We start from the raw sequence: 26,938 nt of genomic DNA, 5'->3' as shown, positions 1-26,938 counted from the left end.
ACTGGGTTGTGTGGCCTTTTTGCTCATAGGGTAGAAGTGGTTGTATTTGTGCCTTTATCGAAAATTTTCTCACCATTGCCTGAACCCACATTGCCAAAGAGGATGGTTTCTCGGCAATTGGTATCCGTGATCCGGATCGGTGCTTTGGTACAGGTGTTTAGGCTATTACCTATTAACTGATTGCTATCTGAGTACGAACCGCTTTCTTTGCCTTCAGCAGCTAGTAAAATGCCTTCTGCTTTACAACTACGAATAGAATTCTGACGAATCTGATTATCATAAGCATTAATGAGGACAATCCCGTTATTACCTATAGCTTGGAGCTGGTTATTGGATATGATATTGCGATGAGGTCGTTTTAGTTGGGTGTCCGCTTGTCCCGCTAACAGAATACCAATATCGTCGATATCATTTAGAATATTAGCAGTAATCATATTGGAGATGCAGTGACCCTTGAGACGGATGCCATAGGTATACCCTTTATTTCCGCTTGAATTTATAAAATTCTCAATAATGTTATCGGAGAGGGTATTAAACTGACATGGCTCTTCTCTGGGACCGGATATAAGGTCAATCCCAGACTGATAGCACTTCTGCATGCGATTTCTCGCGATGACAGAATGACTGCTGCCATTGGTAAAAGTGATACACGTTTGAAACAGCATGTTGAATTGATTTTGCACAAAATGATGATTCTTAACATTACTACACCAGATGCCATAACCTTGGGAATCGTAATCCAGCGTTCCGATGATGTTATCGAAAGTACAGTTTTCCACAACGACTCGGTTAGAGTCAACGGATTTGATGCCATTATCGATCATTGAAAAGGTGCAGTCTGTGATGGTAATGTCGGTAGCTTGGTCGAGCGCAATTCCGCATTCAATGCGTGGTACCGAGGCATTCCCGAAAGATCCAATTCCTTGGAAGGACAACCCCTGGATATGTACATGTTGAACCGCGGATAAGTTAAGGAGACCGAATTTATGGGTGGATGACCGAAGGATACTGCTGCTGCCGGCCCCTATTAAGGTAATGTTCGCACTCACGCGCAAGGGAATCTTGAGAAAGTACATGCCTGGCGGGATGTAAACTATGCCACCTGATAGAGCAGCTGTGTCGATTGCGCTTTGGATGTAAGGAGCATCGTCTTCATCATAGCGTCGGTTACCGCGGGCTCCGAAATCTTTGACATTGTAAATAAGTGTGGAAGGAGATGCTGCTTGAGCAGTTGAGCTATTTGTGAAGATGTCTCCTGCTACAAAAGCTAAACCTGCGGCGCCAATTGAAGAGAGCAGTTTTCTACGGCTAAAAGAGGCTGTAGATTGGGGCGGAGGGTTTAGATCAGAAGATGATACTTCACGCTGTCTATCTTTATTTTCGTTCAAAAAATTTCACCTCATTAAAGGATTGGTAGATATAGTAAATTATAAGATAAAGCGAACAGAACGGGAAGAGCAGAAGTATCATTGAAACAGAGTTAATACTTTGTTAATAATTCATTTAGATGGATTCAATAAGCCTATATTAAAATAAATAGTAAGGAAACGTTTCCCCTAAATCGTATTAAAGGAGAACCAAGATGAAACTTAGCAAAAAAGTAATTACTGTACTTTCATTTACGATTGGAGCCTGTCTATTCGTATCTACTGCTTTTGCCGATACGCTGCTTGGATCTGGATATGACCGGCTGAAAGATTCAGCAAAAAACACTGCTGCACTCATGGAAAAGGATTTGAACAACTATACGGTCGAGGCGTTGTATACGTTGAAGGATAATAATCAAACCTTGCTTCAAGCTTCAATGATCAAGAAAATGGATACGGCAAAACAAACATCTGAAGACAATACGGTGACTAAAAAAGCAAATGGCGAAACCACCTCCAATTATACGTATTCCGACAATAAGCTTTCAGTTAGGAAAAGCGGCATGGAGGATACCTATTACGTCACGGAATATCCGGCTAATGTGAACAGGAAAGGACCAGCACAGTTCGACAACCCGTTTAAAGAGAAGGGAGCAGCGGAGATCGAAAAGATTGTTGACGCTGTGGTTGGCTCTCTGAAAGATTATGTGCAGGTAGAGGAAGGGAATGACGGCGGAAAAGTATATGCGGGGAGCTTGTCCGAGACACAAGTGCCGGCCGTCGTAAATGCTGTCTCCTCCTTTGGTATCAAGCAGATGCTTAACGATGAGAGGGATTTACCGGAAATAGAGAGCGATATTTTTGTGAAAAAGGTTGTGGGTACGGCCGTTGAAAATAAAGCAGGCTATCTGGAAAATGTGACGGGTGATATTACCCTGTCGGGAAAAGATAAAAATGGTGTTCAGCATGACTTAAACCTCAATGTCATTGTAAAGCTTTCTGAGATTGGCAATACGAAGATTGCTATGCCTGACCTAACAGGCGCGAACGTTGAGAAGGTCAGCTATTCGGGCGGATTCAGCAGCAAATATGTGGGAACATATAAAAATGATATCATTATGGACAAAGACGGCAAGTTTGTGAAGATTGGCGAGAGAACGGTTGAAATCACAAGCATAGACGGCGATAAAGTGACAGGAAAGTATTCAGAGACTGTTTATCCTGGTTTTGAGAGCGAGTATCCAAACAAGGATGCATTTGACTTTGCATACAATCCGGTGTCATCCACAACTTTTACTTACACAGATGCGAAGGGTGAACAGAAAAATGGAATGATTCATCCGAACTCCGCTGGCAAGGTTTATTTTGAAATGGGTATAGAGGTCATTGATAAAAACTCGTACAAATCTAGCTCGAAACCATATTACGATGGAGAATTTAGACGCATATTTGAATAGAAAATGGGGTTCAGGAGGCTGCAAATGGCGGCTTCTTGAACATTTTTTGGGGAGATGATGAATTGACAGTCAAGGCAATTGAAATAAACGACTTAACCAAGTCATTTAAGAATGGCCGGGGGATTAGCGAGTTAAACTTAGAAGTAGATCAAAGCGATATATTCGGTTTTCTAGGACCAAATGGCGCTGGGAAGACAACAGCCATGAAGATGATGACCGGGCTCACGAAACCGGATCGTGGTGATGTGAAGATTTTCGGCGCCAGCATTTTAGAAGATTACGTCAATGCCATGAAGCATGTAGGCTGTATGATTGAAACAGCGGAATCGTATCCATATTTAACAGCAAATGAAAACCTGAAACTGTTCGCCAGGTTTTACCCGCAGATTGATCAGCGAAGAATTGATGAATGTCTTGAAATCACAGGCATGTTGAAATATAAAAATGAAAAATCACAGAAATTTTCACTCGGGATGAAACAAAGGCTGGGGATAGCGGCTGCGATTCTGTCCAAACCAAAGCTTTTAATTTTGGACGAGCCTTTAAACGGACTTGATGTCGAGGGGATGCTGGAAATGAGAAAATTGATCAAACAGCTTTCCCAGGAGGGCACGACTTTCTTTATTTCCAGCCACTTGATTCACGATGTGGAATTAACGTGCACAAGAATCGGGATTATTTACGGAGGCAAGCTTGTCAACGTCGAATATACCCAGAATATTCTTTCTTACTATTCTTCGCTTGAAAATTATTTTGTAAGTGAGGTGGACAGGAATGGCAGGGTTTAAAGCTGCATTTATAAATGAATCCGTGAAGCTGCTGAAAAAGAAAAAAATGCTTGCAGCCGTGATTTTGTCCATTCTTGCCGTTGTGATCGGGCAAATTGCCGTAACGACGATTAAGCATGGCCTTGGATTAAGGGTTGTTGGGAGTGTGGAATTTCCCATAGTGGTGCTAACGTTTATTACTTATACGCTTTTACCGTTGTTTGCCATTTTTGTAGCGATCGATATGTTTAACGGTGAATCCTCGTCGAATACTATGAAAATAACGCTCTTAAGGCCGGTCTCCAGATTTGGTGTGTTTAGTGCGAAGGTTTTAAATTTGGCCTTATTTATTGTTGGGAACCTTTTGTTTGTTATGCTTCTTTCTTTGCTTGTTGGATTCATATTTAATCCGGCCTCTGCCAGCTACATGGGCATCGTAAAGGTGATTTTATCATATGGCTTAACTTTTCTTCCCGTATTTGTGTTTGCACTTATCGTCGTCCTGTTGTCCAATGTGATCCAGGGAGGACTAGCAGTATTTTTCCTCTCTATTCTAGTGTTTATCGGTTTTAATTTTATGGGTATTGTGTTCTCATCCTATTCGAGTTTTTTTATTACGTCGATGTTTGATTGGTACACCCTCTGGATTTCTGAATCGATCAATGTGTTTAAAATATTCCGACAGATCTTAATCATGTCAGGCTGTGGTATCATGTTATTTACTACGGGGTATTACTTGTTTGACAGGAAGGATATATAGAAAGGAATATACATGCACTTAACCAAACGTTTTTTCACGATGAATGCGCTGGCTGTACTGGTCTCCATTGGTTTGACGTTCCTGGCTGTCATTATTTTTGTTGCTGCTTATACGAAAGTTTTTGGCCGCGAAGCCGGTATAAAGGAGTTTCAAAAAGTCTTCGAAGTCAGGGCAGCGATCAGCGAAATCAAAAGAGAAGCACTGACCTTTAAGTTCGAGCAGCACTTGGATCATAACTATCAACAAAAGCTCTTTGATCGAGTTAACGCTTTGGATGCCAGTGCGATCATTTTAATAAATAGAGAAGTTTTGTTTGCTACACATAATTTTAATAAGATCGATATCGAGAAAAGCCTAATGCTGTCTGGCGATTCGTCTCATCGAGATGAGATTGAGCTTGAGGGCAAAACTTATATGTTTACCCGAGCGGATTACAAACTTCCTTCAGGGGATATGGGCATTTTGCTGCTGCTTGTGCCAATCAAGGTGAAAACAAGTTTTTATGTGCTGCTTGGCATTTTTACAGTCAGCTTTTTCACTGTGGTATTTTTGCTAATGAATTTTTGGATTTCGTATAAGTTTTCACGCGGAATTATTTTACCGATTTCCAGGTTAAAGGACGCCGCTATTAAAATCAGGGAAGGGGATTTAAGCTGCGAGATTTCCGAAGAGGGCGAAGGCGAAATTCAGGAATTAAGCAGAACCTTGGAGTTAATGCGGATCAAGCTAAAGGAGTCTGTCTATTTGCAGCAAAAATTTGATGATAACAGGAAGTTTTTAGTTTCAAGCATTTCACATGACTTAAAGACGCCTGTTACTTCCATTAAAGGTTATATTGAAGGGATTATAGATGGGGTAGCCAAGACGCCTGAGAAACTTGAGGAGTACCTTGAAACTGCACGATCCAAAGCTATTTTGGTGAACGCTATGATCGATGATCTTCTTTTATATTCCAAGCTTGATTTGAATCAGCTTCCTTATCATTTTGAGAAAAGCGATTTGACGAGCTATTTCGAGGATTGCGTCGCGGATCATAAATATGAGTGTGAAAAGGCTAACCTTTCATTAGAGTTAATAAACGAATTAAAGGAGCCTGTCAAAGTATTAATCGATCGTGAAAGATTAAAGAGGGTCATACAGAACATTCTTGATAATGCTGTGATGTATGCAGGTAAGACAAATGGAAAGATTGCCATATTACTCAGGGAAACACGAACGTCTGCTATTATAGAAATTAGGGACAACGGCAATGGAATACCCGAGAACAAACTCCCCTTCATATTTGACCGATTTTATCAGGTAGACCCTTCAAGAAAAAGCGGCAGCGGACTAGGACTTGCTATCGCAAAGCAAATTATAGAAGGGCAAGAAGGGAAAATATGGGCAAAAAGCGTTGTGGGAGAGGGGACACGCATAATGATATCTCTGAAGAAGTTCTAACATGTTTGGAGGTTATGATGAAAAAAATTCTGATTGTTGAGGACGACCAAAGTATTGCCAATTTGCAAAAGGATTACCTTGAGTTGAGCGGTTATTCGGTTAAGACGGTGAACAGCGGATCAGCGGGTTTGAGAGCTCTAAAGGAGGAAGATTTTGAGCTCATTATATTAGATATCATGCTGCCGGATATAGACGGGTTTGAAGTTTTGAGAACAGTGCGTGAGCAGGATGATATTCCTGTGCTTCTGGTATCAGCTAGAGCAGAGGAAATCTATAAGATTAATGGTTTAGGACTCGGCGCGGACGATTATATTACAAAGCCGTTCAGCTCGGGTGAACTGGTAGCCAGGGTTGGTGCCCATCTGAAAAAATTTGAGCGTATGAAAGAGCGGTTTGGAAATGGGAATGAGGGAAGCAGGATTCAGGTCAGAGGTCTTGAGGTTCAAAAAGATGCCAGGAGAGTTTTTGTGAACGGGAATGAAGTCATTTTGGCGCAAAAGGAATTTGACCTGCTTCTGTTTCTTTTGCAGCATGCCAATCGGGTGTTTGGTAAAGAAGAACTTTTTGAGAGAATCTGGGGGATGGATGCGATGAGCGACACCTCTACCGTAACGGTTCATATTGCCAGAATCAGAGAGAAAATTGAGGAAATCCCATCTAAACCCCAGTATATAGGAACAGTTTGGGGATCAGGGTACAGGTTTATAGTTTGATCATTTCAATTGAAAAGAGTTGGCCCTAAGTAGGTAAACTACATAAGGGCCAGCTATTCATTCCAATCGCTAATGATTCCTATCCCGCCGCCTGTAGCTTACAGAGAAACGGTCAATGATATACCCAACCAGGGCCCATGAGGCGATCGTTAACGCATAAATGATAAGCATTCGAAACATGGAAATTTCATAGATGTTCGTAAATGTTGATGCAAACCATGCTGGTATACTGAGAGCGTAGAACAGCATATAGAAGGCATCATGATCATGAAATAAATAATGAACCAAGCACAAGGCAGCACCTAGGAAGGTGAACAGCCATGTAAACGTGGTAATTCTCATTGGTCATTCTCCTACTCATGGTGAACTTATTTTAGCGTTATTTTTTTTCGATGCCATTTTCGATTGTGGTTACTATTTTCCGGGAAAGTGTCACCTTTTTTCAACGTAACGGTTTTAGGATTCTTGATGCCCATGTGAAAAGCATTTTCACCGATTTCCATATACTCGCCGTCGTTAGGAACATGATCGCCAGCATTGAATTCTGTCCATTCACCCACGATGATCACCTCTTCTTAAGAATAACAATCATGTTTAGATTACCCCTTTGCAGGGGAAGCATGTATGAATCCCATTACCAGCTTCCTCCTCACAGTTTGTTAGAGAAAAACTTGTAATCTGTCGCTCAATTTGCTATAGTATTCAGGTGCGAGTTTTGAATAAGAATCCTCGCTCCTTGCTCCTTCGCTTGTCTGACAAGCTTAAAGAGGAGCCGCTTAGTCCAAAAGGAGGTGAAATACATGCGCAAATATGAACTGATGTACATCATTCGTACAGACGTTGAACAAGAAGTTGTTCAATCTACGGTAGAAAAGTTCCAAGGCATCATCACGAACGGTGGGGGAGAAATCTCCAAACATGACCTGATGGGCAAACGCCGTCTTGCGTATGAGATCAAGAAGTTCCGTGACGGGCACTATGTGCTGGTACACTTCAACGCAGAACCTGCTGTTGTAACTGAACTTGATCGCGTACTTAAGATTTCGGACGAAGTTATTCGTCACTTAATCGTAAACGACGTAGCTTAAATGCATGCCAGTATTTTCGTCAGGAGGGTTGTTCCATGTTGAACCGTGTTATTCTTATCGGTCGATTGACCAAAGATCCAGAACTTCGATATACGCCAGCTGGCGTAGCTGTTACACAATTTACACTTGCAGTAGACCGCCCTTTCACGAACTCACAGTCGAAAGAACGGGAAGCGGACTTTATCAATATCGTCACGTGGAGGCAGCTTGCTGAAACATGCGCGAACTATTTGCGTAAAGGTCGTTTAACAGCAGTGGAAGGACGTATTCAGGTACGGAATTACGACAACAATGAGGGCAAGCGCGTTTATGTGACCGAAGTTATTGCCGATAATGTACGTTTCCTTGAATCCAGCAACAGCGGCGGTAATCGCGAAGAAGGCGGATCATCTAACGCAAACGCAAGCTACGGCGGCGGAAGCGGCAGTGGCAATCGTGGCGGTGGATCGCGCGAGCAGCAGGATCCTTTCATAGATGACGGAAAACCGATCGATATTTCCGATGATGACTTGCCATTCTAAAGTAGAAAGGACTGAACAAACTAATGGCTTTCCAAAAAAGAGATAACAACAGTGAAGATCGCGGCGACCGCAAATTTGCTCCTCGTGGTAAAGGCGGTAAAGGTAAACGTCGTAAGGTTTGTTACTTCACAGTAAACAAAATCAAGCACATTGACTATAAAGATATTGAAACTCTTAAAAAGTTCATCAGTGAGCGCGGGAAGATTCTTCCTAGACGTGTAACTGGTACTTCCGCTAAGTACCAACGTGCATTGACGATCGCTATCAAGCGCTCCCGTACAATCGCATTGTTGCCTTACACAACGGAATAGGGTTAAACCAAGAAGGCAGCTGTATCTAACGGCTGTCTTTTTTGTATGCCAAGAAGCAAACTACGAGGGGAGAAACCGATCGTGAAAATCCATAAAAAGCAGGCGGAACACTACATATGGGGCGAAAGTTGCGACGGTTGGTATCTGGAGCGGGACGCAGATAGGACAATAATCCAAGAGCGAATGCCGGCAGGCGCGAGTGAAGTCAAGCATGTGCATGAAAAGGCGAAGCAGTTTTTCTTCATTTTAAGTGGAGAAGCTAAGATGTGGATCGATGGTAAGGTCATCACCCTGAAGTCGCAGGAAGGTTGTACAATCTTACCTGGTATTCCGCACCAAATTCATAACGAGTCCTTGGAAGATGTCGAATTTCTAGTGATTTCAACACCATCAACGCAAGGGGATCGAACAGCTCTGTAGAGGCTTTCTTTTCTTGTGCCTATTTGTGGTATAATTGAGACAATAGTCATTGCTGAATGAGGAGAGATGGCGGTTGCTGAATAGGGAAAAGGATGTTGACCTAGCCAGACGGGCCAAAGTCATTGAGTGGCTCAAGACAGAAGTCGTAGATCATGTAGCACATCTGCTCAAAGGCATATGGGAAGGCAGCCATGTGAAAATTGTAGATGGATTAGCCAGCTTAATTTCGAGCGGTTACATCTTAGGCAGAAGACTAGGCATTTCATTTCACAGTTTAGACGAAGCTATTGTAGAGAAAATGAAGAAGCACCGCCAAGAGGGCCATCAACTTGAGGACTGGTACGGCGACATTTCATCGCTAGAAGAACATTTACGTAAGAGGTGAGCCCGGTTGGGGAAACGAAGTTGGCAAAGCATCATATGGAGCGCAGTGACGATCGTCTCATTGCTATCTCTAATGACGCCTTTTATTATTTTCACATTTAGTTTTCTCATGATTCCAGTTCTAATGTTATATGTAAAATCAAGCACAAGGCGTTTCGTCATTAGCTATGTGCTCAGCTTGCTCGTTGTTTATATACTTACCCAATGGCAAGGGATATTCCTTATGTCGGTTTCTCTATTCTTTTTACCGCCTGTACTGGTCATGGGTAACTTATATAAACGTAAAGCAGCGGCAAGATCTGTGTTAACGGCAGGGATTATCACGATTCTGGCAGAGTCTCTGGTGAGTCTTGTTATCGGGTATGCGCTCGGATTTGATCCGGTTGCGAAGTTCAAACAGTTCATGATGGAAAGTATAGCGAGTATGCCTCCAGGAATTCGTGATATTTTGCCGAAAGATCAGGATTGGTATGTCAATTTCATCGTGCAAGTGATTCCTTTATATTTAATTTTCGTAGCCCTATTCTACACATTTGTGTCTCACGGCATTAGCCGCTGGCTGCTCAACAAAACAGGAGAAGGGATTCCAGGATTGCGCCCGATGAGGGAGTGGATGCTGCAGAAATCGCTTGTCTGGATCTATTTAGTTGTATTTGTTTTAGATTTATTCGTTAATCCGGCTTCAATTTCGCTTATCTCTACGTTATTAATGAATGCGATGCCGCTGCTTATGCTAGCCTTTGCAATTCAGGCGATTTGCTTTCTATTCTTTGTTGCACATGCGAACAAGTGGAAGCCTATTTTGCCAATCGTGGCGATTGTATTAGTTTGCTTCATGCCTCCTTTATTTATCGTATACAGCTTATTAGGGGTATTTGATGTTGCGTTTCCAATCCGAGAACGGTTCAAGAAAAATATATAGGATTAGGAGCTAGTTCGAATGCCGAAGTTCCTTTTAAAGCGGTGGCACGGTCAACATATCGTGTGGATTTTCGTCCTACTCATCATTTTGACAGCCATTATTTATATGTTCAAATGGTGGCTGGGCCTTACAGCCTTTCTAGTCTGCGGTGTATTGGCTTACTTTACGCTACAAGCAGAAACAGCTTTTCGTAGAGAGTTAAATACGTACGTCGGAACGATTACACATCGGGTGAAAAAAGCAGGCAATGAAGTGATGAGTGGCCTTCCCATCGGAATTATTTTATATAATGAAGAGAAGCGCATCGAGTGGCACAACCCTTTTGTGGCAAAAATGCTTGAGAAGGATTCGGTCATTGGCGAGTCGCTATTTGAATACTTCCCTGATTTGAAAAACAAAAAGGACAAAAACGACAAAAGTGACAAGCTGGAGCTGTCCATTGGAAAGTTTATTTATCAAGTATGGATTCGGCCAGAGGAGCGGCTTCTTTATTTCCGTGAAATAACGGAGCAAGCGAATTTGGCGAAGAAGTATGAAGATGAGAAAACGGCGATCGGCATCGTAATGATGGATAATCTAGAAGAGTCGACGCAAGGTCTCGATGATCAGACGCGCAGTATTATGCTGGCTAAAGTGACTGGCGAGATTACGGAATGGGCTCAGAAGTACCAGCTTTATTTGCGCCGGACGTCGTCAGATCGTTTCCTCATTCTGATGGATCAAAAGGCTTTGCGCCAATTGGAACAAACACGGTTTGAAATCCTGGACGAAGTGCGGGATTTGACGATTGAAAATAAGCTTCCATTGACACTTAGTATTGGGATCGCTTCAGGAGCTGAGCAGCTCATGGAACTTGGTCAAATGGCACAGATGGGACTAGACATGTCACTCGGCCGCGGCGGCGATCAGGTAACGGTCAAAGTCGGGCAGCGACTTTCCTTCTATGGCGGAAGGACGAATGCGGTTGAGAAGCGTACGCGGGTTCGAGCTAGGGTCATTTCTCACGCCTTGCGTGATCTAATGAAGGATAGCGATAAAGTGATCATCATGGGTCATAAGTTCCCCGATATGGACTCCGTTGGTGCAGCGATTGGTGTCTTGAAGGCAGTACAGGTTGTCGGCAAGGAAGGCTACATTGTACTGGAGGGTGTTAATCCCTCTATTCAGAAGGTGATGGAGACGATTGCTGCCGATGAGCGGCTGCATCGTTGGTTCATTACGCCGGAGCAGGCGATGCAGATTACGACACAGCGCTCGCTGGCAGTTGTTGTGGATACACATAAGGCGTCCATGGTGGCTGAACCTAAGCTGATTCAGCTGACGCATAGGGTCGTGGTGGTCGATCACCATCGCCGTAGTGAGGAGTTCATCCATGATGCGACGCTCGTCTATATGGAGCCTTATGCGTCCTCAACGTGTGAACTTGTGACGGAGCTTCTTCAATATATCAATGAAAAGCTAACCATGGAAGTGTTGGAAGCAACGATGCTGCTGGCTGGGATTGTGGTTGATACGAAGAGTTTCAGCCTCCGTACAGGGGCAAGAACCTTCGAAGCGGCATCCTATTTGCGCCGTAATGGTGCAGATTCCTCCTTAATCCAGCGATTGCTGAAGGAAGATCTCGATTCGTATATCGAAAGAGCAGAAGTTATTAAACATACAGAAACGATCTACGAGCATGTTGCTTTGGCAGTTGCTGAGCCAAATCGCAAATATTCTCAGTTGATGATTGCGCAAGTAGCTGATACATTGTTGAATATGACGAATATTATGGCATCCTTTGTCATCGCCGAACGACCGGACGGATTGATCGGAATCAGCGCAAGATCGCTGGGACAGATGAACGTTCAGATCGTAATGGAGCGTCTGGGCGGAGGCGGGCATTTAACGAATGCAGCTACGCAGATAGATGGCACTTTAGAGGAAGCAACGAAACGATTGAAGAAAGTACTTGAGGAAATGCAGGAAGAGGAGGGACTTTTCGAATGAAAGTCATTTTGCTAAAAGACGTAAAAGGCCAAGGTAAGAAGGGCGAAGTGAAAGAAGTATCTGAGGGCTACGCACAGAATTTCCTAATCGCGCAGGGACTTGCTGCTCCAGCTACACAAGGAACCGTTAAGGTGCTTGATAATCAGAAAAAGGCAGAACAGCGCCGCAAGGATCAAGAGAAAGCCGATGCTCAGGCACTCGGTGAGAAGCTCGGTGAAATGACCGTTCAAATCAAGGCGAAAGCCGGTGAAGGCGGACGTCTATTCGGAGCCATCCCTAGCAAGCAAATCGCAGAGATTCTAGAGAAGCAATATAAAATCGTAATCGATAAGCGCAAAATCGTGCTGGAAGATCCAATTCGTACGCTTGGTGTGACGAAGGTTGCTGTGAAACTGCACAGTGAAGTAACGGCTAGCTTGAACGTACATGTGACGGAGGAGAAGTAAGAAGTGGAGTGACGGAACGTGGGTAGTGGCGTTTCGGAGCAAGAGAAAACAGCGTAAATGGAGAAAGAACATGGATAAAGGTAAGAGTCCCTTGGAGGGGCTCTTATCTATTGTGAGGTAATACCGCGGTTGTTGGATTAATGAGATAATTCCCGTAGTTTGCTGCGGGGAAATTTATTAGATGTCTGTAGAGATGTTTAAGAGTTTTGTGAGCGTAAGAGAGTAAAGAGTAAAGAGTAAAGAGTAAACCTCTAAAGCCTTCTAAATTGTTTGAAGTGCTTTGAATGATATTTGAACATGAACCAATTCAGTCCGAAGTGTGGATGATAGAAAATGATTAAAGAGTTTCTCATCTTTTGTGATGCAAGGCTAGTAAACTACTAACGAAAAGAAAGGCGGGTACAGCAGCATGAGCGGAGATAATATGTTTATGGATCGTGTACCCCCACAAAATATAGAAGCCGAGCAAGCCGTACTCGGTGCTATTTTGATTCACGGCGAAGCCTTGATTACCGCCATGGAGCGGATATCAAGCGACGACTTCTATCGTGGTACACATCAACGCATCTTCGAGTCGATCGTAGAACTCGCAGAAGAGCAGGAGCCTGTCGACCTGATCACGCTTACGTCGCGGCTACAGAACAAACAGCAACTTGAAGAGATCGGCGGCGTGACGTATCTCTCTGAGTTGGCTAATGCGGTGCCAACAGCAGCAAATATTGACTACTACGCAGCTATCGTCGAGGAGAAGTCGATGTTACGCCGCCTTATCCGCACAGCAACCCAAATCGTCTCCAATGGCTATGCCAATGAGGACGATGTTGGGTCAATGCTCAGCGAAGCGGAGGCGAAGATCCTTGAGATCTCGCAGCGCCGCAGCTCAAGCGGCTTCGTGGTTATTCGCGATGTGCTCATGGAAGTATTCGAGAAAGTCGAGCAGCTTTACTCGAATAAGGGAGGGTCAACGGGGATCCCTTCGGGCTTTATTGACCTCGACAAGATGACGTCCGGCTTTCAGCGCTCGGACCTTGTAATCTTGGCCGCCCGTCCTTCGGTTGGTAAGACCGCGTTCGCGCTGAACGTTGCGCAGAACGTGGGCGTACGGGCTAAGGAAACTGTCGCCATCTTCTCCCTGGAGATGGGCGCGGCGCAGCTTGTACAGCGTATGATCTGCGCGGAAGCGAACGTCGACGCCAACCGCATGCGGACGGGTTATCTCGAGGGCGACGACTGGGAGAAGCTGACGATGGCAATTGGCGCTTTGTCCGAGGCGAACATTTACATCGATGATTCACCATCGATTACGGTCGCGGACATCCGCGCGAAGTGCCGTCGTCTGCAGCAGGAGAAGGGGCTCGGCATGATCCTCATCGACTACCTGCAGCTGATTGCCGGCCGCGGCAAAGGCGATAACCGTCAGCAGGAGGTCTCTGAGATCTCCCGTACGCTGAAGCAAATTGCGCGTGAGCTCAACGTTCCGGTCATCGCGCTCTCGCAGCTGAGCCGGGGTGTTGAGCAGCGGCAAGACAAGCGTCCGATGATGTCTGACCTTAGGGAGTCGGGATCGATCGAGCAAGATGCCGACATCGTAGCGTTCCTCTACCGGGACGATTACTACGATAAGGAATCCGAAAAGAAGAACATTATCGAGATCATTATTGCTAAGCAGCGGAACGGTCCCGTAGGAACCGTAGAGCTGGCGTTCTTAAAGCAATTTAATAAGTTCGTAAATATGGATCGAAGTCATCAGGAAGCAGCAGCCGCGCAGTATTGACGGCTGTTTTTTTTATTTTCATAAAGCTAACCTATTAGTTTGCGCAATATCCGAACGATTATACAGACACCTGTGTAATTGTTCGTTTTTAATTGACTTTGCTCAGGGGGACTGCTACACTAGAGACGGTGAAAAAACCTTGGTCGAATGCCTGCTTATCGTAAGGCAACTTCGAAATAAGGTCGTTTTTCATGCCGTAAGGTAGGTTCACTTCCTGCAGATGACTGCCGAAGAAACCTGGATGTTCCTTTGCGGTGAGTAAGCCCTCTGAACCGGTTCGCCAAATGTGAAACGGTGTATAGAGGTATTTGCATCGCCAGAGGGAAAGTAAGATGGACACTAGACGCTTTAGCGCTTTAATGAAGTCCAACTTCTCTCTGTGGTACTAAAGCCATAACGGCTCATTATGGGTGATTCGTCACCGTACGGAGGTAAGTGCATATGTCAACGGTTGTTGTTGTCGGTACGCAATGGGGAGATGAAGGGAAAGGGAAAATCACGGATTTCTTAGCGGAATCTGCTGAGGTTGTTGCTCGTTATCAAGGTGGTAACAATGCAGGCCATACAATCATTATTAGCGGGAAGAAATATAAGCTAACGATGATACCTTCAGGTATTTTTTACAAAGATAAAGCTTGTGTAATCGGGAATGGCATGGTGATTAACCCGGCTGCACTCATTGAAGAAATTAACTACATTCATGATAACGGTTTTACGACGACGAACCTTAACATTAGTGACCGCGCGCATGTCATTATGCCGTATCATTTGTTGTTGGATGGTCTGGAAGAAGATCGCAAAGGTGATAGCAAAATTGGCACGACCCGCAAAGGGATCGGACCTTGTTATATGGATAAAGCAGCTCGTAACGGTATTCGTATCGCTGATCTAATGGACGCGGAAGAGTTTGAATTGAAGCTTAGACGCATCGTTGCAGAGAAAAATGTTGTGATTGAGCAAGTTTACGGTTCACAGGGTCTTGATGTAGAGCCGATTCTCAAAGAATATCTCGAGTACGCTGAAGTCATTCGTCCATATGTAACGGATACGTCGGTTGTATTGAACCAATACATTGATCAAGGACGCAGAGTACTATTCGAAGGCGCACAAGGTGTTATGTTGGATATCGACCAAGGTACATACCCGTATGTTACCTCCTCGAACCCAACTGCAGGCGGTGTATGCATTGGTTCTGGTGTAGGCCCAACGAAGATCCACAATATCATTGGTGTGGCAAAAGCTTACACGACGCGTGTTGGTGATGGCCCGTTCCCTACGGAGCTAGACAACGAAATCGGCGCTTGGATTCGTGAAAAAGGCTTTGAATATGGTACAGTAACGGGTCGTCCACGTCGTGTTGGTTGGTTCGACAGCGTTGTTGTTCGTCACGCAAGACGCGTTAGCGGAATCACGGGCTTATCCCTTAACTCCATTGACGTTCTAACTGGCCTTGAAACGGTAAAAATTTGCACAGGCTACATGTACCGCGGCGAGTTGATTGAGCACTACCCAGCTAGCCTGAAAGCTATCTCCGAGTGTGTAGCTGTATATGAAGAGCTTCCAGGTTGGACAGAAGACGTATCCGGCGCACGTACGCTGAGCGATCTGCCTGAGAATGCCAGACATTATGTGGAGCGTGTTTCCCAGCTGACAGGTATTCCAATCGCGATCTTCTCCGTAGGTCGTAACCGTGAGCAAACGAACCTGGTTCGTCCAATCTACGCATAATCATAACCAAATGAGGCGTAATGTTCGCTTTTTCCTGAATAACTTAAGAAATCCTCTAGGCTGTTAGCAGCTTAGAGGATTTCTTTTTTATCAAAAAGGGATTTAATGGAGATGATTTCGTCAATACTGGGAAGGAGGAACATGATTATGCGCCAGGAGTGATAGCGAGAATGAAACTAATAGCATGGTTAAGTAAGATCGTCATTGGAACAGTCCTGATTACATCGATTACGATGTTTACGACATGGTATGTTGTAAACATGTACGTGGAGGATATATTTCGACAATATCAGATCCCAGCTTTGGGTAAAAAGGTTCAATTTAACGAATTTGCTGCAAGATTGGCGGGGGAGCTGAATATAGTTATGCGTAGAGACGGGGGGAAGCAAGCTGCCCCATCTGAAAGCCCTGCACCTACGAAGCCTGTTCCTAGTCTCAACCCGTCTGGAAGCCAATCTAGCCCTAGTCCAAACGATCAACTTCCCACAAGTGGAGTTAGTTCTACTGACAGTGGAGATGCTTCCCAAGGAGCCAAGGATGATGCCATAGCCGTTATGGGAAGAGCGCGAAGTGAAGCGAACGAGCAGAAAAAGGAACTCGTTATGTCGACGGAGGATTTTGCCAAAAAAAAAGAAGCACTGTCCAGCGACGATAAGATGAAAATATTTTCTCTAGTTGTTGCCAAGCTGCCGCAAAGTGACGTGCAGAATCTATCCGTTTTGCTCGAAGATGGGATTACCACAGAGGAGTTAAAGCAAGTCAATGACACGCTTAAAAAGTACTTAAGTGAGAAGGAATTGAAGCAGCTTACAGATATCCTGAGCAAGTATTAATGGAGTTGTCCGCCGTATTTGATAATCGTATCCTCAGCTTGGCGGTAGCGTGACTTCTCAACACTTACCATGAGTGCAAAGGAGGGCTCAGCAGCAAAGCTGTCTACGGATTGAATGAAGCTGTCACCTTGATCAGAACTAGGCACTACGCTATTATCGAATTTGATATCTAGTACACCTTGCAGTTTAAGAACTTCCGCCGCTTGCTCTAAATTATCCCTATTTTGGAATGTAGCAGCCAAATTAATTTCCATCGTTGATGTCCCCTTTCAATTTTTCATGCTAATTCGTCAAACCTTGTAACAATGCGCATAATCTCTTGGATTTTCATACAAAAAAATGAATTTTTAGCGCCTTCTTTTGGTGATGGACACGAATCTATCACATGGATATCGAGTATTTTGTTGAAATAGGCAGAGAAAGTGTGTTAAATTTAACAAAAGGAAGACATCCTTTATGGATATTATGTCTAATCAAGGTTTATTTATGTATCTACGGATGCAAAACCGTTCAAAGGGAGAAGATCATGACAGGTTTCAGGGGAATGCGCTTTGTCATGGATCTCATCAAGAGATTCACGCCTAAGCGAGAAAGCTTGACCGGAAATGAATCAATATCAGACAAGCAGCTGGAAGAATCAACGACAATAACGACGCTAACGGTAATGAAACGACAAAAATGGTCCCTTGCTCTGGGAGTTAGTGCAATCGCACTAACTGGGATAATTACGTTTACTGGACATCAATATGTTGAAGCAGGCATGGTGAATGTGTATCATGTGAAGCTGGATGGCCAAGAAATAGGTATTGTAAGCGACAATAAGATTATTGAAGAATATAAGCAAAGAAAACCGCAAGAAGTGCAACAAAAATTCCCAGATGTGCATGTCGTGCTGAAAACAAACGGAGTTACCTATGAGTCTGAAAAGGCTTACAATGTAGAACCAGATGATTCAGCTGTTTTGGCAACACTTGATAAGCTGCTTGTGCCGCAACCGGTCGGCATTGAATTGAAGGTAGATGGGAAAACCATCGCAATTGTGAAGGATCAGCAGACGGCTGATCAGATTCTTGAACAGGTAAGTGCACCCTTCGCGCCTAAAGCCAAGGAAACCGCTAAGGTAGCTGCCCTATCAACAGGGTTGGGTGAGGATATCACAACAGCACCATCGGAACTCGAGAAAGTAGAATTTGTTCAGCAGGTAGATACCAAGGAAGTTCCTATCGAACCAGATGATTTGGCTAAACCGGAAGATGTAATTAAAAAGCTCAAGACCGGTGATGTACAGCCTGCTAAGTATACGGTTGTCGAGGGAGATTGCGTTTCCTGTATCGCGAAGAAATTAGGGATTACAAAGCAATTCATTTATGATAAAAACCCCGGCCTTCAAGATGATAAGCTGAAAATCGGCAACCAACTTGATGTGACGGTGCTCAAACCAACGCTCTCTGTTAAGACAACAGAACGGGTTGTACAGAATCAGGAGATTCAATACGACACTGAGTATGTGAAAGATGATTCACTTCGTGTAGGTGTTGTTCAACCGATAACCGCTGGGAAGAATGGGCTGAAGAAGGTTACGATTCAAGTGACGAAGGTCGACGGTTTAATGACCGAAGAGAAGCTTGTGAATGAAGAGATCATTGATAAACCTGTTATGGCTAAGGTGAAAAAAGGAACCAAAGTCATTCAAGGCGAAGGCTCAGGGAAGTTCGCGTGGCCTGTCATTTCCCCAAGTATTTCAAGTACGTTCGGCATGCGCTGGGGTAAGCTCCACAAAGGAATTGATATTACTGGCAACAAAAATATCATGACGGCCGATAACGGCAAAGTCACGGAAACCGGTTATAAATCCGATTATGGCAATTATATTATTATTAATCATTTGAACGGTTACGAGACGTTATATGGTCATTTGAGCAAAATCACCACCACCGAAGGTACTATCGTCGAAAAGGGCGATAAAATTGGTATTATGGGAAGTACAGGCGACTCCACGGGTGTTCACTTACATTTTGAGATTCACAAAAGTGGTAGTTTAGAAAATCCTTTAAAGTATTTAAACCGCTAATTATAGACAGAGGCAAGGTCAAACCGAACAACTCGGGGGGCCTTGTCTCTTTTTTCCACAATAGAAAGAATAAGTTTCAATTTGCCTCGGGTAGAGGGTTTCTCACTTGAATGTATGATAAAATAGAGGGTAGTATGCAGGAAATAGACTGACTTTACATGCTCGTCCCAGTGGGACGAAGTCATTTATCCTTGAGTAGGCGGTGGTAGGTTTGTTTGGTAAAATTCTCGTGGTGGATGACGAACAACCGATTGCAGATATTTTGAAATTTAATTTGGAAAAAGAGGGCTACCAGGTCATCTGTGCGTATGACGGAGGAAGCGCTGTAGAGCTTGCTTTCTCTGAGCAGCCGGATCTGATATTGCTGGATCTCATGCTGCCTGTGAAGGATGGGATGGATGTGTGCCGAGAGGTTCGCTCGAAGCTGAATACTCCTATCATTATGCTCACAGCCAAAGATACAGAACTGGATAAAGTGCTTGGCCTAGAGATGGGCGCAGACGACTATGTGACCAAGCCATTCGGTACTAGGGAGCTGCTTGCCCGAGTGAAGGCGCACCTGCGCAGACAGACGAAAGCGCAGTCGGCTCCAAGCGAGTCAGACACGCAGCGGAATGGGATGCGTATTCATGCCCTGTTTATCGATAACGACATGTACATGGTGTATAAAGATGGCACACCGCTCGATTTGACACATCGGGAGTTCGAGCTTATTCAGTATTTGGCCAAAAATTCAGGCAAAGTCATGACACGCGAGCACCTGCTGCAGGCGGTGTGGGGCTTTGAATATTTCGGCGACGTACGAACAGTCGATGTAACGATTCGGCGCTTACGCGAGAAGCTGGAGACGGACCCGAGCCGTCCGGAGTATATAATGACGCGCAGGGGCCTCGGCTACTTAATGCGCAGTCCTAAGGCCGGAGGCTTCTGAGCATGAAGGGCATCCGCTTCTTTCAATCGATTCAAGCGAAGCTGATTATTATTTATGTCTTACTTATTCTGATTGCGATGCAGCTCATTGGCGTGTATTTCTATAAGACGGTGGAGACGTATTTCAAGAATGACTTTTTGGCTTCACGCAACAGTCAGGTAACGCTGCTGGCCGGTTTTGTGGGATCGTACCTCACAGGGGATCAGGACAGCAAGAACGCTGCTGAAGGCAAGAAGACGTACGCGGATTTGAACGAATTCGTCAGCAATTTATTTTCTATTAATAATGCGGAAATTCAAATTATAGATGCGAACGGGAACGTCATTAGTACATCGGTTCCTAATCATTTGAAACAGAAGAACACGCAGCCGGAAGTCATCAGGGCGCTGCAGGGGATTAAGGATAACCAACGGATCTTCACGGATGAGGATGGTTATCGGAAGGTCATTATCGCCAAACCGGTGGGCAGCGGTGCCCGTGTCCTGGGTGCGGTATACATTATCGCTTCGATGGAAGATGTCTATAAAACGATCCGATCGATTAACCGCATTCTCATCTCGGGAACCTTGATTGCTCTAGGGTTAACCGCTATTCTGGGTGTGCTCCTTACTAGTACGATCACGAATCCGATCAAAGAGATTACGAAGCAGGCGACGGCTGTCGCAGAAGGCAACTTTGATCAACAGGTTATTATTCAAGGGACCGATGAGATTGGGCAGCTCGGTCATACATTTAATTTTATGATGAATAGGCTCAAAGAAGCGCTCTCGCTGAATGAAGAAGAGAAGGAGAAGCTCGCTTCGATCTTAACGAATATGAATGACGGGATTATTGCCACGGACGATAGAGGCCATGTCATCGTGCTTAACCGCAGGGCGAAGCAAATTCTGCAAACGGAAGAGGAGACGACTCTCGGTCTGGACATATCTGAGGTGCTTGGCATTCCGATGGATACGATTCGCGGTTTCCTCCAAGGTCATGTTAGTACGACGCTGCTGGATATTCATCTCCCCGATGACGATGAGCAGTTATCCGTACGTATCACATTCACGCCGATTCACCGAAGAGGTGAAGGACAAAATGGGATTATTGCGGTGCTGCAGGACGTAACGGATCAGGAGAAGCTGGAGCAGGCGAGGCGCGAATTCGTAGCGAACGTATCACATGAGCTGCGTACGCCGCTGACGACGATCAAGAGCTATCTGGAAGCGCTAGATGATGGCGCAATCGAGGAGCCGCAGCTGGCTTCACGCTTCATCAGCGTTACGCGCAGCGAGACGGAGAGGATGATCCGCTTAGTGACGGATCTCTTGCATCTATCGAGGCTTGATTCCAAGCAATCGATGATGAGTAAATCCTCGACGCTTGTGAGCGAGATGCTGGAGGAGGTGGCCGACCGCTTCTCCTTCCAGCTGCAGCAGCGTAAGATTCAAATTCTAATTCATGTGGAGCAGGGCGTAACCAGCTTACTGCTCGATCGGGATAAAATTGATCAAGTACTCGACAATCTCGTGTCGAATGCAATTAAGTATACGGGTGATGAAGGGGCCATTCAGCTTGAAGCGAGGAAGATCGAGAAGGATGTTCTGGAAATTTCGGTTCAGGATAACGGAATTGGCATCCCGAAGAAAGATCTGTCCCGCATTTTTGACCGATTCTACCGTGTGGATAAAGCGCGTTCCCGCAATATGGGCGGTACGGGGTTAGGTCTTTCAATTGCCCGGGAAATAGTAAAAGCACATGGCGGTTCGATCATTTTGGAGTCGGAACTGGGACAAGGAACTCGTGTTGTATTCACACTGCCGATTCAGCAAGAGGAGGAAGATGAGCTATGATCGAGAGTCTGAAATCCATCCTTCTTGTTGTCCTGATTGGGACGAGCTTGTACCAAAGCTTCTATCTAGCTTCTTACACCCCGCCGAAGATTGAGCCTATACAACAAAGTAATTATGTTCAGACGGAGACATTAGGGAAGCAATCGGAGCTGCATGACATGCTGTTCCCTGATCAAATCATCGTTCACTTAGGCAATCAGCAGCACTCTGTTCTGTATCCAAACAATTACTACTATACAAGACTGCTCGAAAATATTAAGCAGCGAAGTTTTAAAGGCTTTCGCAAAACGTCGATGTATTTGGTCAATGTGAACTGGGAAGAAGTTCGAACGAAACAGCAAGGGGTTGAGATTCGATTCCGCGACGGCATCCCTTTTACGATTCTTCAGCAGCTGCTTCGTATTGAAGGCGAAATGCCGATTGATAATGATAAAATCACACGGATATGGATTTACTCTAAGGGCAATAACGAGGATGTTCGTGCCTTCTTCTTTACGGATTCCCCGGGCGTTGGGTATGAAGTCATCGGGGCCGATTTTACCAGTAAAGATGTGGAAAATTTCGCGGCATTTGGTGACCTCACGAACCTATACAAAACGACAAACAGCGGGGATTACTATCTCCCAATAAAGCCGCTTCGACTGCCGAACTATATATTTAGTTATAGCTTGTTGACGGCAGATCAATTAAAACAAAGCCTGTTCGTTGATCCAGGTATTACTAGGTATCTCAAAGAGCGCGACGGTTCTGAAATTTATACGGACAGCAAGCGCGGTTTTCAGCTAAATCGAGATCTGCGGTGGGTCACGTATTCGGATCCTGTAGCGCCAGTAGAAAGTAAAACAGAGGTATTGGAAGACTTGCAGGCGGGTATCAAATTTATTAATCAGCATATCGGTTGGGATGGGAAATATATAGTTTCTCACACGCCACAGAAGCAATTAATCGATAATCACTCGTTCACGTTCCGACAGTACTATGAATCTTTGCCGATTATTACGCCGCAGGCTGAGGGCTATGGTTCCATGAAAATGCAAGTTCAGAAGGGAATTATTTCTGGATTCGAGAGGTCGATGATTATTCCCGATCTGAAGACAGTACAGCGTCGTGATTTTGAAATCATGTCCGGTGATGCTTTGGAAGAAAGGCTGCAGTATTATCAGAAGCGATCCAGTATTGTTACTATTTTCCCAGCATATCGTCCGGTAATAACGGATAAGACGCTTGTATTGACGGCAACATGGGCTATTGAACTGCGTGATGGCACATACGATTTTGTGGAGTAAACAGGTTCCATTTCTGAGGAAAGGTTGGTGAGATCATGAATTGGAGTCGGGCTAAAACGATTTTGATTTGTTCCTTTTTGATGTTGAATATGATTCTTGGTTTCCAACTTTGGTCCACCAATCGTTCCAATCAGACGGAAATCGCTTTGGATACATCAAGTACTGTAGAAGAGCTGAATAACGCGCTCCGAAATAAAAATATACGGCTAATGGATGAGTTACCGACGGATCAACTGAAGTTGAAGGTCATCACGGTGAAGTACGACGATAGTATAAAGCCAGGTGAGCAGAAAACATTGAAAACACCCATTAACATGAGCCTTCTCCTTGGTAAAGGGGCTAGTAAAGAAATTCAAGCGCAATCGGAGATTCCACACTTTGGTCTGTACCAATTGGATTCGATGAGAAAAAATGGTGTCTATGTGTTCACACAGCTATATGGCAAGCTTCCGCTCTTCGACGTTTGGGTGGAGCTGAATGAACAAAATGGAGAAATTACCAGTTACCGTCAAGCTTACGTTGAAGTAGAATCAGGAGTAGAACAGACGGAGCAGAAGCTGATCCCTGCCCAGTTAGCTGTTCGCAGCTTAGTGGACAATTATTTGAATGACGGCGCTATTATTACGGAAGTCAGACTGGGGTATCACGGACAGCCGTATAACTCAGAAACGCAACCGATGTTTCCACATTGGCGGATTACGATCGATAACGGAGATATTTATTATTTACAAGCTTTCAATGGAGCAGTTGAGTCTCCGCAGAAAGGGTCTGAACTAGCTCCATTTGGTACGCAAGTGGATGGTGCGAAAACAACGGAGAACCCTGAAAATAGCGGGGACAAGAGCAAGGATAAGAAGTAGGCAAGTGTGATAGTCAACAATGGACGGCTAGATGGATGACATGTAGGCATAGAGGAGTAGGGAAGATGGGTATGAGGTTTACGGTACTGTCGAGCGGTTCGACGGGTAATGCGACGGTGGTTGACAATGGTGAAATCAAGCTGCTGATTGATGTGGGATTTAGCGCCAAGAAGATGGAGCTGTTAATGAAGGAACGTGAGCTCGAGGCGAGCAGTATTGATGCCATTCTGGTCACACACGAGCATTCGGATCATATTAAAGGGCTGGGAGCGCTGGCTCGCAAATATGATTTGCCTATCTATGCGAATGAGAAGACTTGGGAAGAGCTGGACCGTCAAATCGGTGTGATCGCGGAAGGCAACAAGAAGGTGATGGAAACCGGAGGTATCGAGGAATTCGGTACGCTTCGTGTTGAATCATTCGGAATATCACATGATGCAGCGGAGCCGGTGGGGTACTGCTTTTATGAAGGGGAACAGAAGTTAAGTGTTGTAACGGACTTGGGATACATGAGTGAGAAAGTCAAAGAAAAGATTACGGATTCAGATAGCTTGGTACTCGAGACGAATCACGATGTGGACATGCTGCGCGTGGGGCATTATCCATGGAGTATTAAGCGTCGTATCCTTGGGGACAAGGGTCATTTATCCAATGAAGCTGCAGGGGAAGCGCTCTGTGACGTGTTGACGAACAAGACGAAGTCTGTCTATATGGCGCATTTAAGCCGTGATCATAATTTAATGGATTTGGCCAGGCTAACGTTGAATAACATAGTACAAGAGCGTGCCCCTGAAGCTAAACAGCTGCGGCTGATGGATACATATTTTGACCGCTCTACGAAATGGGATGTATTGGATTCGGAGTAAGCGCAGCGTCGAGCTCTTTGGATTTGAGCTGGATTTCTTGCGCAGTGATGAGACCCTTATCGATCAGAACTTGAATGAGAGATGAGAGGACGAGTGACTGGTGGTAGTGACTATCTTTAAGGTCAGCGAGCTTACCAATCATGTTAATTTCATCAAAATGGGAAGGAATACGGTTCATTCTGAGCATTCTCCTTTATTTGTATGATTTAAAATTTCAGTTAACTCTAGTATTTCGTTAAGAGATTTGGTTTACTATTATTGTAGGCAAGAAGTGAACGAAACATTCCTATTATTTGAAAAATAACAATTCAAGGCGAGATCGAAAAGCAAAGGCAAGATCGAAGACAATTCAAGGCGAAGTCGAAAAACAATCCAAAGATAAAAATAGAACAATCCAAGATTAGATCGAAAAACAATTAAAGATAACAATAAATGATCCAAGGCGAGAGCGGCATAGCTTAACCCCTATCAGCGAGGAGGGACCCGATATGAGTTTGTTTGATGATGATTTTTATTCTACCAAAAGGTCCAGGCAGCGTCAGGATTCTTGGCGTCCCAAAGGGACAGGGGCATTCACTAGCTTCGCGGGACGCAGACGGAATGTGGCCCTCATTGCTGGAGTAGGCGGAGCGCTAGCCATGCTTTTGCTGGTCGGGGTATTTGGCGGCTTCGGGAAAAGTGACTCATCTGGGGCAGCGCTAGCTATACCAGCTTCTGCGGCAAAAGCCGAGGTGCATCCGATGAATAGCAACGATTCTGTTGTAGCGGCAACGGAGAAAATAAAGCCTGCTGTGGTCAGCGTTATTTCCTCGAAGAAGGATGATAAAGGGCAAGAGACCGGACTGGGGATTGGGTCGGGTGTTATTTTCGCACGGAATGGTGATAAAATTCGAATTGTGACGAATAGTCACGTTGTTGAGAACGGGAACCAGTTCGAAATCGTTAATTTTCAAGGTGAGCATCGCAAAGCAACCCTAATCGGTCGCGATCGGATTACAGACCTGGCTGTGTTGGAAGCGGATGGGAAAGACATTAAAGTGCTTGCTGAATTCGGTGATTCTGAAACGCTGCGAGCAGGAGAGATGGCGATTGCGGTAGGCAACCCGCTTGGACTTGGATTCTCGCCGACCGTTACCCAAGGTATCATTTCTTCGCCAAAACGAACGATACCGGTTTCGCTGACACGTGAAGGCACGGATTACGACTGGGAGATGGATGTTATCCAAACGGATGCGGCTATCAACCAAGGGAACAGCGGCGGACCTCTGGTGAACATCGAGGGCAAGGTTATCGGAATCAATTCCATGAAGATATCAGATACGGGCGTGGAAGGGTTAGGTTTTGCCATTCCTATTAATAGTGTGAAGCCGATTATTGAGAGCTTGATCAAGGATCATAAGGTGAAAAGACCGTTGATGGGTGTTTCGACGCAGGAACTGCAAGCTTTTAAAGGGACGGATGTATTAAAGCTCCCTACGGATGTTAAGACTGGAGTTATCGTCTTCGATGTGTCGGGACCTGCCAAAGAAGCGGGCCTCAAAGCTCAGGATGTCATTGTCCAGTTGGATGACCGCAAGATTGACAGTACGATCTCGCTGCGGAAATATTTGTATAACGAGAAGAAGATTGGCGATAAGGTCAACGTGGTGTACTACCGCGGCGGTAAGAAGCTGAATGCGGTGGTTACTTTGGTTGAAGCGATGGATAAGTGATGAAAGATAAAAGATGAAAAAGATGAAAGATAAGTGATATTTGAAGAGATACAAGATATGCGTGGATAGAAACATTGCGGATGAGAGGTACTTGCATGCATGTAGTTTGTAAAGATCATGTGGAAATCGCGATTGATGAGTTTGTTGATGAGTATGAGGAAGCTCCGGACATTGTGGATCTGCAGAAGACCCACTTTGCTAGTTGGGAGCCACCGACGCACTGCGAACACTGCAAGGAGTTAGCGCGATTTCTAGTTGTATGAGGAAGGCGGAGGCCTTCCTTTTTTGTTTGGATTGGGAGCGGGTCGATCAACACGAACTGGACGAGTTTGATTGGATTAGATCCAATGAAGTCTCCTGACATCCGCGGTTGGGGTTAGTTCCATTGGATTTATACAGTGGAATATGTGGAAACTAGCTCAGAGGAGCTGTTTTTGGAGCATTCTGTTGGATTAAC

The 26,938-nt window shown here is 44.8% G+C and carries 29 protein-coding genes; 24 read left to right on the top strand and 5 right to left on the bottom strand.

Features of this window, described 5'->3' with window-relative positions; translation table 11 throughout:
- Nucleotides 1–23: 23 nt before the first annotated feature.
- A complete protein-coding gene (locus tag QFZ81_RS34155) occupies nucleotides 24–1,388 on the bottom strand; it encodes a right-handed parallel beta-helix repeat-containing protein (protein WP_307436875.1) in 1,365 nt (454 codons plus the stop codon).
- 194 nt (nucleotides 1,389–1,582) lie between these two features.
- Between QFZ81_RS34155 and QFZ81_RS34150 the strand changes: the two genes are divergently transcribed.
- The 5 genes from QFZ81_RS34150 (at nucleotide 1,583) to QFZ81_RS34130 (ending at nucleotide 6,504) form a co-directional block, all read left to right on the top strand.
- Nucleotides 1,583–2,824 carry a hypothetical protein gene (locus tag QFZ81_RS34150; protein ID WP_307606306.1) on the top strand — a complete coding sequence of 414 codons (1,242 nt, stop codon included), beginning with the start codon at nucleotides 1,583–1,585 and terminating at the stop codon, nucleotides 2,822–2,824.
- A gap of 62 nt (nucleotides 2,825–2,886) precedes the next feature.
- Entirely contained in the window at nucleotides 2,887–3,612 is a 726-nt protein-coding gene (locus QFZ81_RS34145) for an ABC transporter ATP-binding protein (RefSeq protein WP_307606304.1), read from the top strand.
- Nucleotides 3,599–4,351 (top strand): ABC transporter permease subunit, encoded by a 753-nt coding sequence (locus QFZ81_RS34140; protein WP_307606302.1) that lies wholly within the window; start codon nucleotides 3,599–3,601, stop codon nucleotides 4,349–4,351. The genes QFZ81_RS34145 and QFZ81_RS34140 overlap by 14 nt, the downstream gene beginning before the upstream one ends.
- Before the next feature lie 12 nt (nucleotides 4,352–4,363).
- Nucleotides 4,364–5,791, top strand: coding sequence for a sensor histidine kinase (locus QFZ81_RS34135; protein ID WP_307606300.1), 1,428 nt, complete (start codon nucleotides 4,364–4,366; stop codon nucleotides 5,789–5,791).
- Between the two features lie 17 nt (nucleotides 5,792–5,808).
- Complete coding sequence (locus QFZ81_RS34130; protein WP_307449256.1) at nucleotides 5,809–6,504, top strand: response regulator transcription factor; 696 nt, start codon at nucleotides 5,809–5,811, stop codon at nucleotides 6,502–6,504.
- A gap of 69 nt (nucleotides 6,505–6,573) precedes the next feature.
- On the opposite strand, the gene QFZ81_RS34125 is transcribed toward QFZ81_RS34130, so the two are convergent.
- Together QFZ81_RS34125 and QFZ81_RS34120 are read right to left on the bottom strand one after the other, a co-directional pair.
- Nucleotides 6,574–6,846: a hypothetical protein gene (locus QFZ81_RS34125; RefSeq protein ID WP_307436889.1), complete on the bottom strand. Its 273-nt coding sequence runs from the start codon at nucleotides 6,844–6,846 to the stop codon at nucleotides 6,574–6,576.
- Between the two features lie 26 nt (nucleotides 6,847–6,872).
- Entirely contained in the window at nucleotides 6,873–7,064 is a 192-nt protein-coding gene (locus tag QFZ81_RS34120) for a YjzC family protein (protein WP_261303385.1), read from the bottom strand.
- A gap of 240 nt (nucleotides 7,065–7,304) precedes the next feature.
- Between QFZ81_RS34120 and rpsF the strand changes: the two genes are divergently transcribed.
- The 11 genes from rpsF (at nucleotide 7,305) to QFZ81_RS34065 (ending at nucleotide 16,920) form a co-directional block, all read left to right on the top strand.
- Nucleotides 7,305–7,592 (top strand): 30S ribosomal protein S6, encoded by a 288-nt coding sequence (gene rpsF / locus QFZ81_RS34115; protein WP_028557223.1) that lies wholly within the window; start codon nucleotides 7,305–7,307, stop codon nucleotides 7,590–7,592.
- A gap of 35 nt (nucleotides 7,593–7,627) precedes the next feature.
- Nucleotides 7,628–8,113, top strand: coding sequence for a single-stranded DNA-binding protein (gene ssb, locus QFZ81_RS34110; protein WP_029196140.1), 486 nt, complete (start codon nucleotides 7,628–7,630; stop codon nucleotides 8,111–8,113).
- A 23-nt stretch (nucleotides 8,114–8,136) separates the two neighbouring features.
- Nucleotides 8,137–8,424 carry a 30S ribosomal protein S18 gene (gene rpsR / locus QFZ81_RS34105; RefSeq protein ID WP_029196139.1) on the top strand — a complete coding sequence of 96 codons (288 nt, stop codon included), beginning with the start codon at nucleotides 8,137–8,139 and terminating at the stop codon, nucleotides 8,422–8,424.
- 81 nt (nucleotides 8,425–8,505) lie between these two features.
- On the top strand, nucleotides 8,506–8,844 hold the full coding sequence (locus QFZ81_RS34100) for a cupin domain-containing protein (protein ID WP_307436898.1): 339 nt from the start codon (nucleotides 8,506–8,508) through the stop codon (nucleotides 8,842–8,844).
- 73 nt (nucleotides 8,845–8,917) lie between these two features.
- Nucleotides 8,918–9,229, top strand: a complete 312-nt coding sequence (locus QFZ81_RS34095; RefSeq protein ID WP_029196137.1) for a MazG-like family protein — start codon at nucleotides 8,918–8,920, stop codon at nucleotides 9,227–9,229.
- Nucleotides 9,230–9,235: 6 nt separating this feature from the next.
- The gene (locus QFZ81_RS34090) at nucleotides 9,236–10,150 is read left to right on the top strand and encodes a DUF2232 domain-containing protein (RefSeq protein WP_307436904.1); all 915 of its coding nucleotides are present in this window, start codon (nucleotides 9,236–9,238) and stop codon (nucleotides 10,148–10,150) included.
- An 18-nt stretch (nucleotides 10,151–10,168) separates the two neighbouring features.
- Nucleotides 10,169–12,139 (top strand): DHH family phosphoesterase, encoded by a 1,971-nt coding sequence (locus QFZ81_RS34085; RefSeq protein ID WP_307436907.1) that lies wholly within the window; start codon nucleotides 10,169–10,171, stop codon nucleotides 12,137–12,139.
- The gene (gene rplI / locus QFZ81_RS34080) at nucleotides 12,136–12,585 is read left to right on the top strand and encodes a 50S ribosomal protein L9 (RefSeq protein WP_056838752.1); all 450 of its coding nucleotides are present in this window, start codon (nucleotides 12,136–12,138) and stop codon (nucleotides 12,583–12,585) included. Before QFZ81_RS34085 ends, rplI begins: the two co-directional genes overlap by 4 nt.
- Nucleotides 12,586–12,994: 409 nt before the next feature.
- Nucleotides 12,995–14,359, top strand: a complete 1,365-nt coding sequence (dnaB, locus tag QFZ81_RS34075; RefSeq protein ID WP_307436910.1) for a replicative DNA helicase — start codon at nucleotides 12,995–12,997, stop codon at nucleotides 14,357–14,359.
- A 441-nt stretch (nucleotides 14,360–14,800) separates the two neighbouring features.
- Complete coding sequence (locus tag QFZ81_RS34070; RefSeq protein ID WP_307436915.1) at nucleotides 14,801–16,087, top strand: adenylosuccinate synthase; 1,287 nt, start codon at nucleotides 14,801–14,803, stop codon at nucleotides 16,085–16,087.
- A gap of 170 nt (nucleotides 16,088–16,257) precedes the next feature.
- Entirely contained in the window at nucleotides 16,258–16,920 is a 663-nt protein-coding gene (locus tag QFZ81_RS34065) for a hypothetical protein (protein WP_307436918.1), read from the top strand.
- On the opposite strand, the gene QFZ81_RS34060 is transcribed toward QFZ81_RS34065, so the two are convergent.
- Nucleotides 16,917–17,174 carry a hypothetical protein gene (locus QFZ81_RS34060; protein ID WP_307436920.1) on the bottom strand — a complete coding sequence of 86 codons (258 nt, stop codon included), beginning with the start codon at nucleotides 17,172–17,174 and terminating at the stop codon, nucleotides 16,917–16,919. The genes QFZ81_RS34065 and QFZ81_RS34060 overlap by 4 nt on opposite strands.
- A gap of 272 nt (nucleotides 17,175–17,446) precedes the next feature.
- Here QFZ81_RS34060 and QFZ81_RS34055 point away from each other — a divergent pair, with 272 nt between their 5' ends.
- The 6 genes from QFZ81_RS34055 to QFZ81_RS34030 all read left to right on the top strand — a co-directional run bounded on the left by QFZ81_RS34055 (nucleotide 17,447) and on the right by QFZ81_RS34030 (nucleotide 24,769).
- On the top strand, nucleotides 17,447–18,991 hold the full coding sequence (locus QFZ81_RS34055) for a peptidoglycan DD-metalloendopeptidase family protein (RefSeq protein ID WP_307436923.1): 1,545 nt from the start codon (nucleotides 17,447–17,449) through the stop codon (nucleotides 18,989–18,991).
- Nucleotides 18,992–19,202: 211 nt separating this feature from the next.
- Complete coding sequence (gene yycF, locus QFZ81_RS34050) at nucleotides 19,203–19,922, top strand: response regulator YycF (RefSeq protein WP_029196128.1); 720 nt, start codon at nucleotides 19,203–19,205, stop codon at nucleotides 19,920–19,922.
- A gap of 2 nt (nucleotides 19,923–19,924) precedes the next feature.
- On the top strand, nucleotides 19,925–21,757 hold the full coding sequence (walK, locus tag QFZ81_RS34045) for a cell wall metabolism sensor histidine kinase WalK (RefSeq protein ID WP_307436928.1): 1,833 nt from the start codon (nucleotides 19,925–19,927) through the stop codon (nucleotides 21,755–21,757).
- Complete coding sequence (locus QFZ81_RS34040) at nucleotides 21,754–23,043, top strand: YycH family regulatory protein (protein WP_307606297.1); 1,290 nt, start codon at nucleotides 21,754–21,756, stop codon at nucleotides 23,041–23,043. The genes walK and QFZ81_RS34040 overlap by 4 nt, the downstream gene beginning before the upstream one ends.
- Before the next feature lie 35 nt (nucleotides 23,044–23,078).
- A complete protein-coding gene (gene yycI / locus QFZ81_RS34035) occupies nucleotides 23,079–23,903 on the top strand; it encodes a two-component system regulatory protein YycI (RefSeq protein WP_307606295.1) in 825 nt (274 codons plus the stop codon).
- Between the two features lie 65 nt (nucleotides 23,904–23,968).
- Nucleotides 23,969–24,769: an MBL fold metallo-hydrolase gene (locus tag QFZ81_RS34030; protein ID WP_307436938.1), complete on the top strand. Its 801-nt coding sequence runs from the start codon at nucleotides 23,969–23,971 to the stop codon at nucleotides 24,767–24,769.
- On the opposite strand, the gene QFZ81_RS34025 is transcribed toward QFZ81_RS34030, so the two are convergent.
- Entirely contained in the window at nucleotides 24,738–24,947 is a 210-nt protein-coding gene (locus QFZ81_RS34025; protein WP_029196124.1) for a hypothetical protein, read from the bottom strand. The genes QFZ81_RS34030 and QFZ81_RS34025 overlap by 32 nt on opposite strands.
- 310 nt (nucleotides 24,948–25,257) lie before the next feature.
- Between QFZ81_RS34025 and QFZ81_RS34020 the strand changes: the two genes are divergently transcribed.
- Nucleotides 25,258–26,481 (top strand): S1C family serine protease, encoded by a 1,224-nt coding sequence (locus tag QFZ81_RS34020; RefSeq protein ID WP_307436942.1) that lies wholly within the window; start codon nucleotides 25,258–25,260, stop codon nucleotides 26,479–26,481.
- Between the two features lie 95 nt (nucleotides 26,482–26,576).
- Nucleotides 26,577–26,744, top strand: a complete 168-nt coding sequence (locus QFZ81_RS34015) for a CxxH/CxxC protein (RefSeq protein ID WP_063860151.1) — start codon at nucleotides 26,577–26,579, stop codon at nucleotides 26,742–26,744.
- Nucleotides 26,745–26,938: the final 194 nt, after the last annotated feature.

The sequence above is a fragment of the Paenibacillus sp. V4I9 genome, assembly GCF_030817295.1.
Classification (GTDB): domain Bacteria; phylum Bacillota; class Bacilli; order Paenibacillales; family NBRC-103111; genus Paenibacillus_E.
Note: the sequence above shows the minus strand (reverse complement) of the source record. Positions and strands in the feature narration are given on the sequence as shown.

Coding starts and splice junctions, on each gene's coding strand:
- QFZ81_RS34065 (WP_307436918.1), top strand. CDS start 16,258: ATGAAACTAATAGCATGGTTAAGTAAGATCGTCATTGGAACAGTCCTG.
- QFZ81_RS34140 (WP_307606302.1), top strand. CDS start 3,599: ATGGCAGGGTTTAAAGCTGCATTTATAAATGAATCCGTGAAGCTGCTG.
- QFZ81_RS34070 (WP_307436915.1), top strand. CDS start 14,801: ATGTCAACGGTTGTTGTTGTCGGTACGCAATGGGGAGATGAAGGGAAA.
- QFZ81_RS34020 (WP_307436942.1), top strand. CDS start 25,258: ATGAGTTTGTTTGATGATGATTTTTATTCTACCAAAAGGTCCAGGCAG.
- QFZ81_RS34135 (WP_307606300.1), top strand. CDS start 4,364: ATGCACTTAACCAAACGTTTTTTCACGATGAATGCGCTGGCTGTACTG.
- dnaB (WP_307436910.1), top strand. CDS start 12,995: ATGAGCGGAGATAATATGTTTATGGATCGTGTACCCCCACAAAATATA.
- QFZ81_RS34085 (WP_307436907.1), top strand. CDS start 10,169: ATGCCGAAGTTCCTTTTAAAGCGGTGGCACGGTCAACATATCGTGTGG.
- QFZ81_RS34015 (WP_063860151.1), top strand. CDS start 26,577: ATGCATGTAGTTTGTAAAGATCATGTGGAAATCGCGATTGATGAGTTT.
- QFZ81_RS34025 (WP_029196124.1), bottom strand. CDS start 24,947: ATGAACCGTATTCCTTCCCATTTTGATGAAATTAACATGATTGGTAAG.
- rpsR (WP_029196139.1), top strand. CDS start 8,137: ATGGCTTTCCAAAAAAGAGATAACAACAGTGAAGATCGCGGCGACCGC.
- QFZ81_RS34040 (WP_307606297.1), top strand. CDS start 21,754: ATGATCGAGAGTCTGAAATCCATCCTTCTTGTTGTCCTGATTGGGACG.
- QFZ81_RS34125 (WP_307436889.1), bottom strand. CDS start 6,846: ATGAGAATTACCACGTTTACATGGCTGTTCACCTTCCTAGGTGCTGCC.
- QFZ81_RS34150 (WP_307606306.1), top strand. CDS start 1,583: ATGAAACTTAGCAAAAAAGTAATTACTGTACTTTCATTTACGATTGGA.
- walK (WP_307436928.1), top strand. CDS start 19,925: ATGAAGGGCATCCGCTTCTTTCAATCGATTCAAGCGAAGCTGATTATT.
- QFZ81_RS34055 (WP_307436923.1), top strand. CDS start 17,447: ATGACAGGTTTCAGGGGAATGCGCTTTGTCATGGATCTCATCAAGAGA.
- QFZ81_RS34060 (WP_307436920.1), bottom strand. CDS start 17,174: ATGGAAATTAATTTGGCTGCTACATTCCAAAATAGGGATAATTTAGAG.
- QFZ81_RS34030 (WP_307436938.1), top strand. CDS start 23,969: ATGGGTATGAGGTTTACGGTACTGTCGAGCGGTTCGACGGGTAATGCG.
- rpsF (WP_028557223.1), top strand. CDS start 7,305: ATGCGCAAATATGAACTGATGTACATCATTCGTACAGACGTTGAACAA.
- rplI (WP_056838752.1), top strand. CDS start 12,136: ATGAAAGTCATTTTGCTAAAAGACGTAAAAGGCCAAGGTAAGAAGGGC.
- yycI (WP_307606295.1), top strand. CDS start 23,079: ATGAATTGGAGTCGGGCTAAAACGATTTTGATTTGTTCCTTTTTGATG.
- ssb (WP_029196140.1), top strand. CDS start 7,628: ATGTTGAACCGTGTTATTCTTATCGGTCGATTGACCAAAGATCCAGAA.
- QFZ81_RS34130 (WP_307449256.1), top strand. CDS start 5,809: ATGAAAAAAATTCTGATTGTTGAGGACGACCAAAGTATTGCCAATTTG.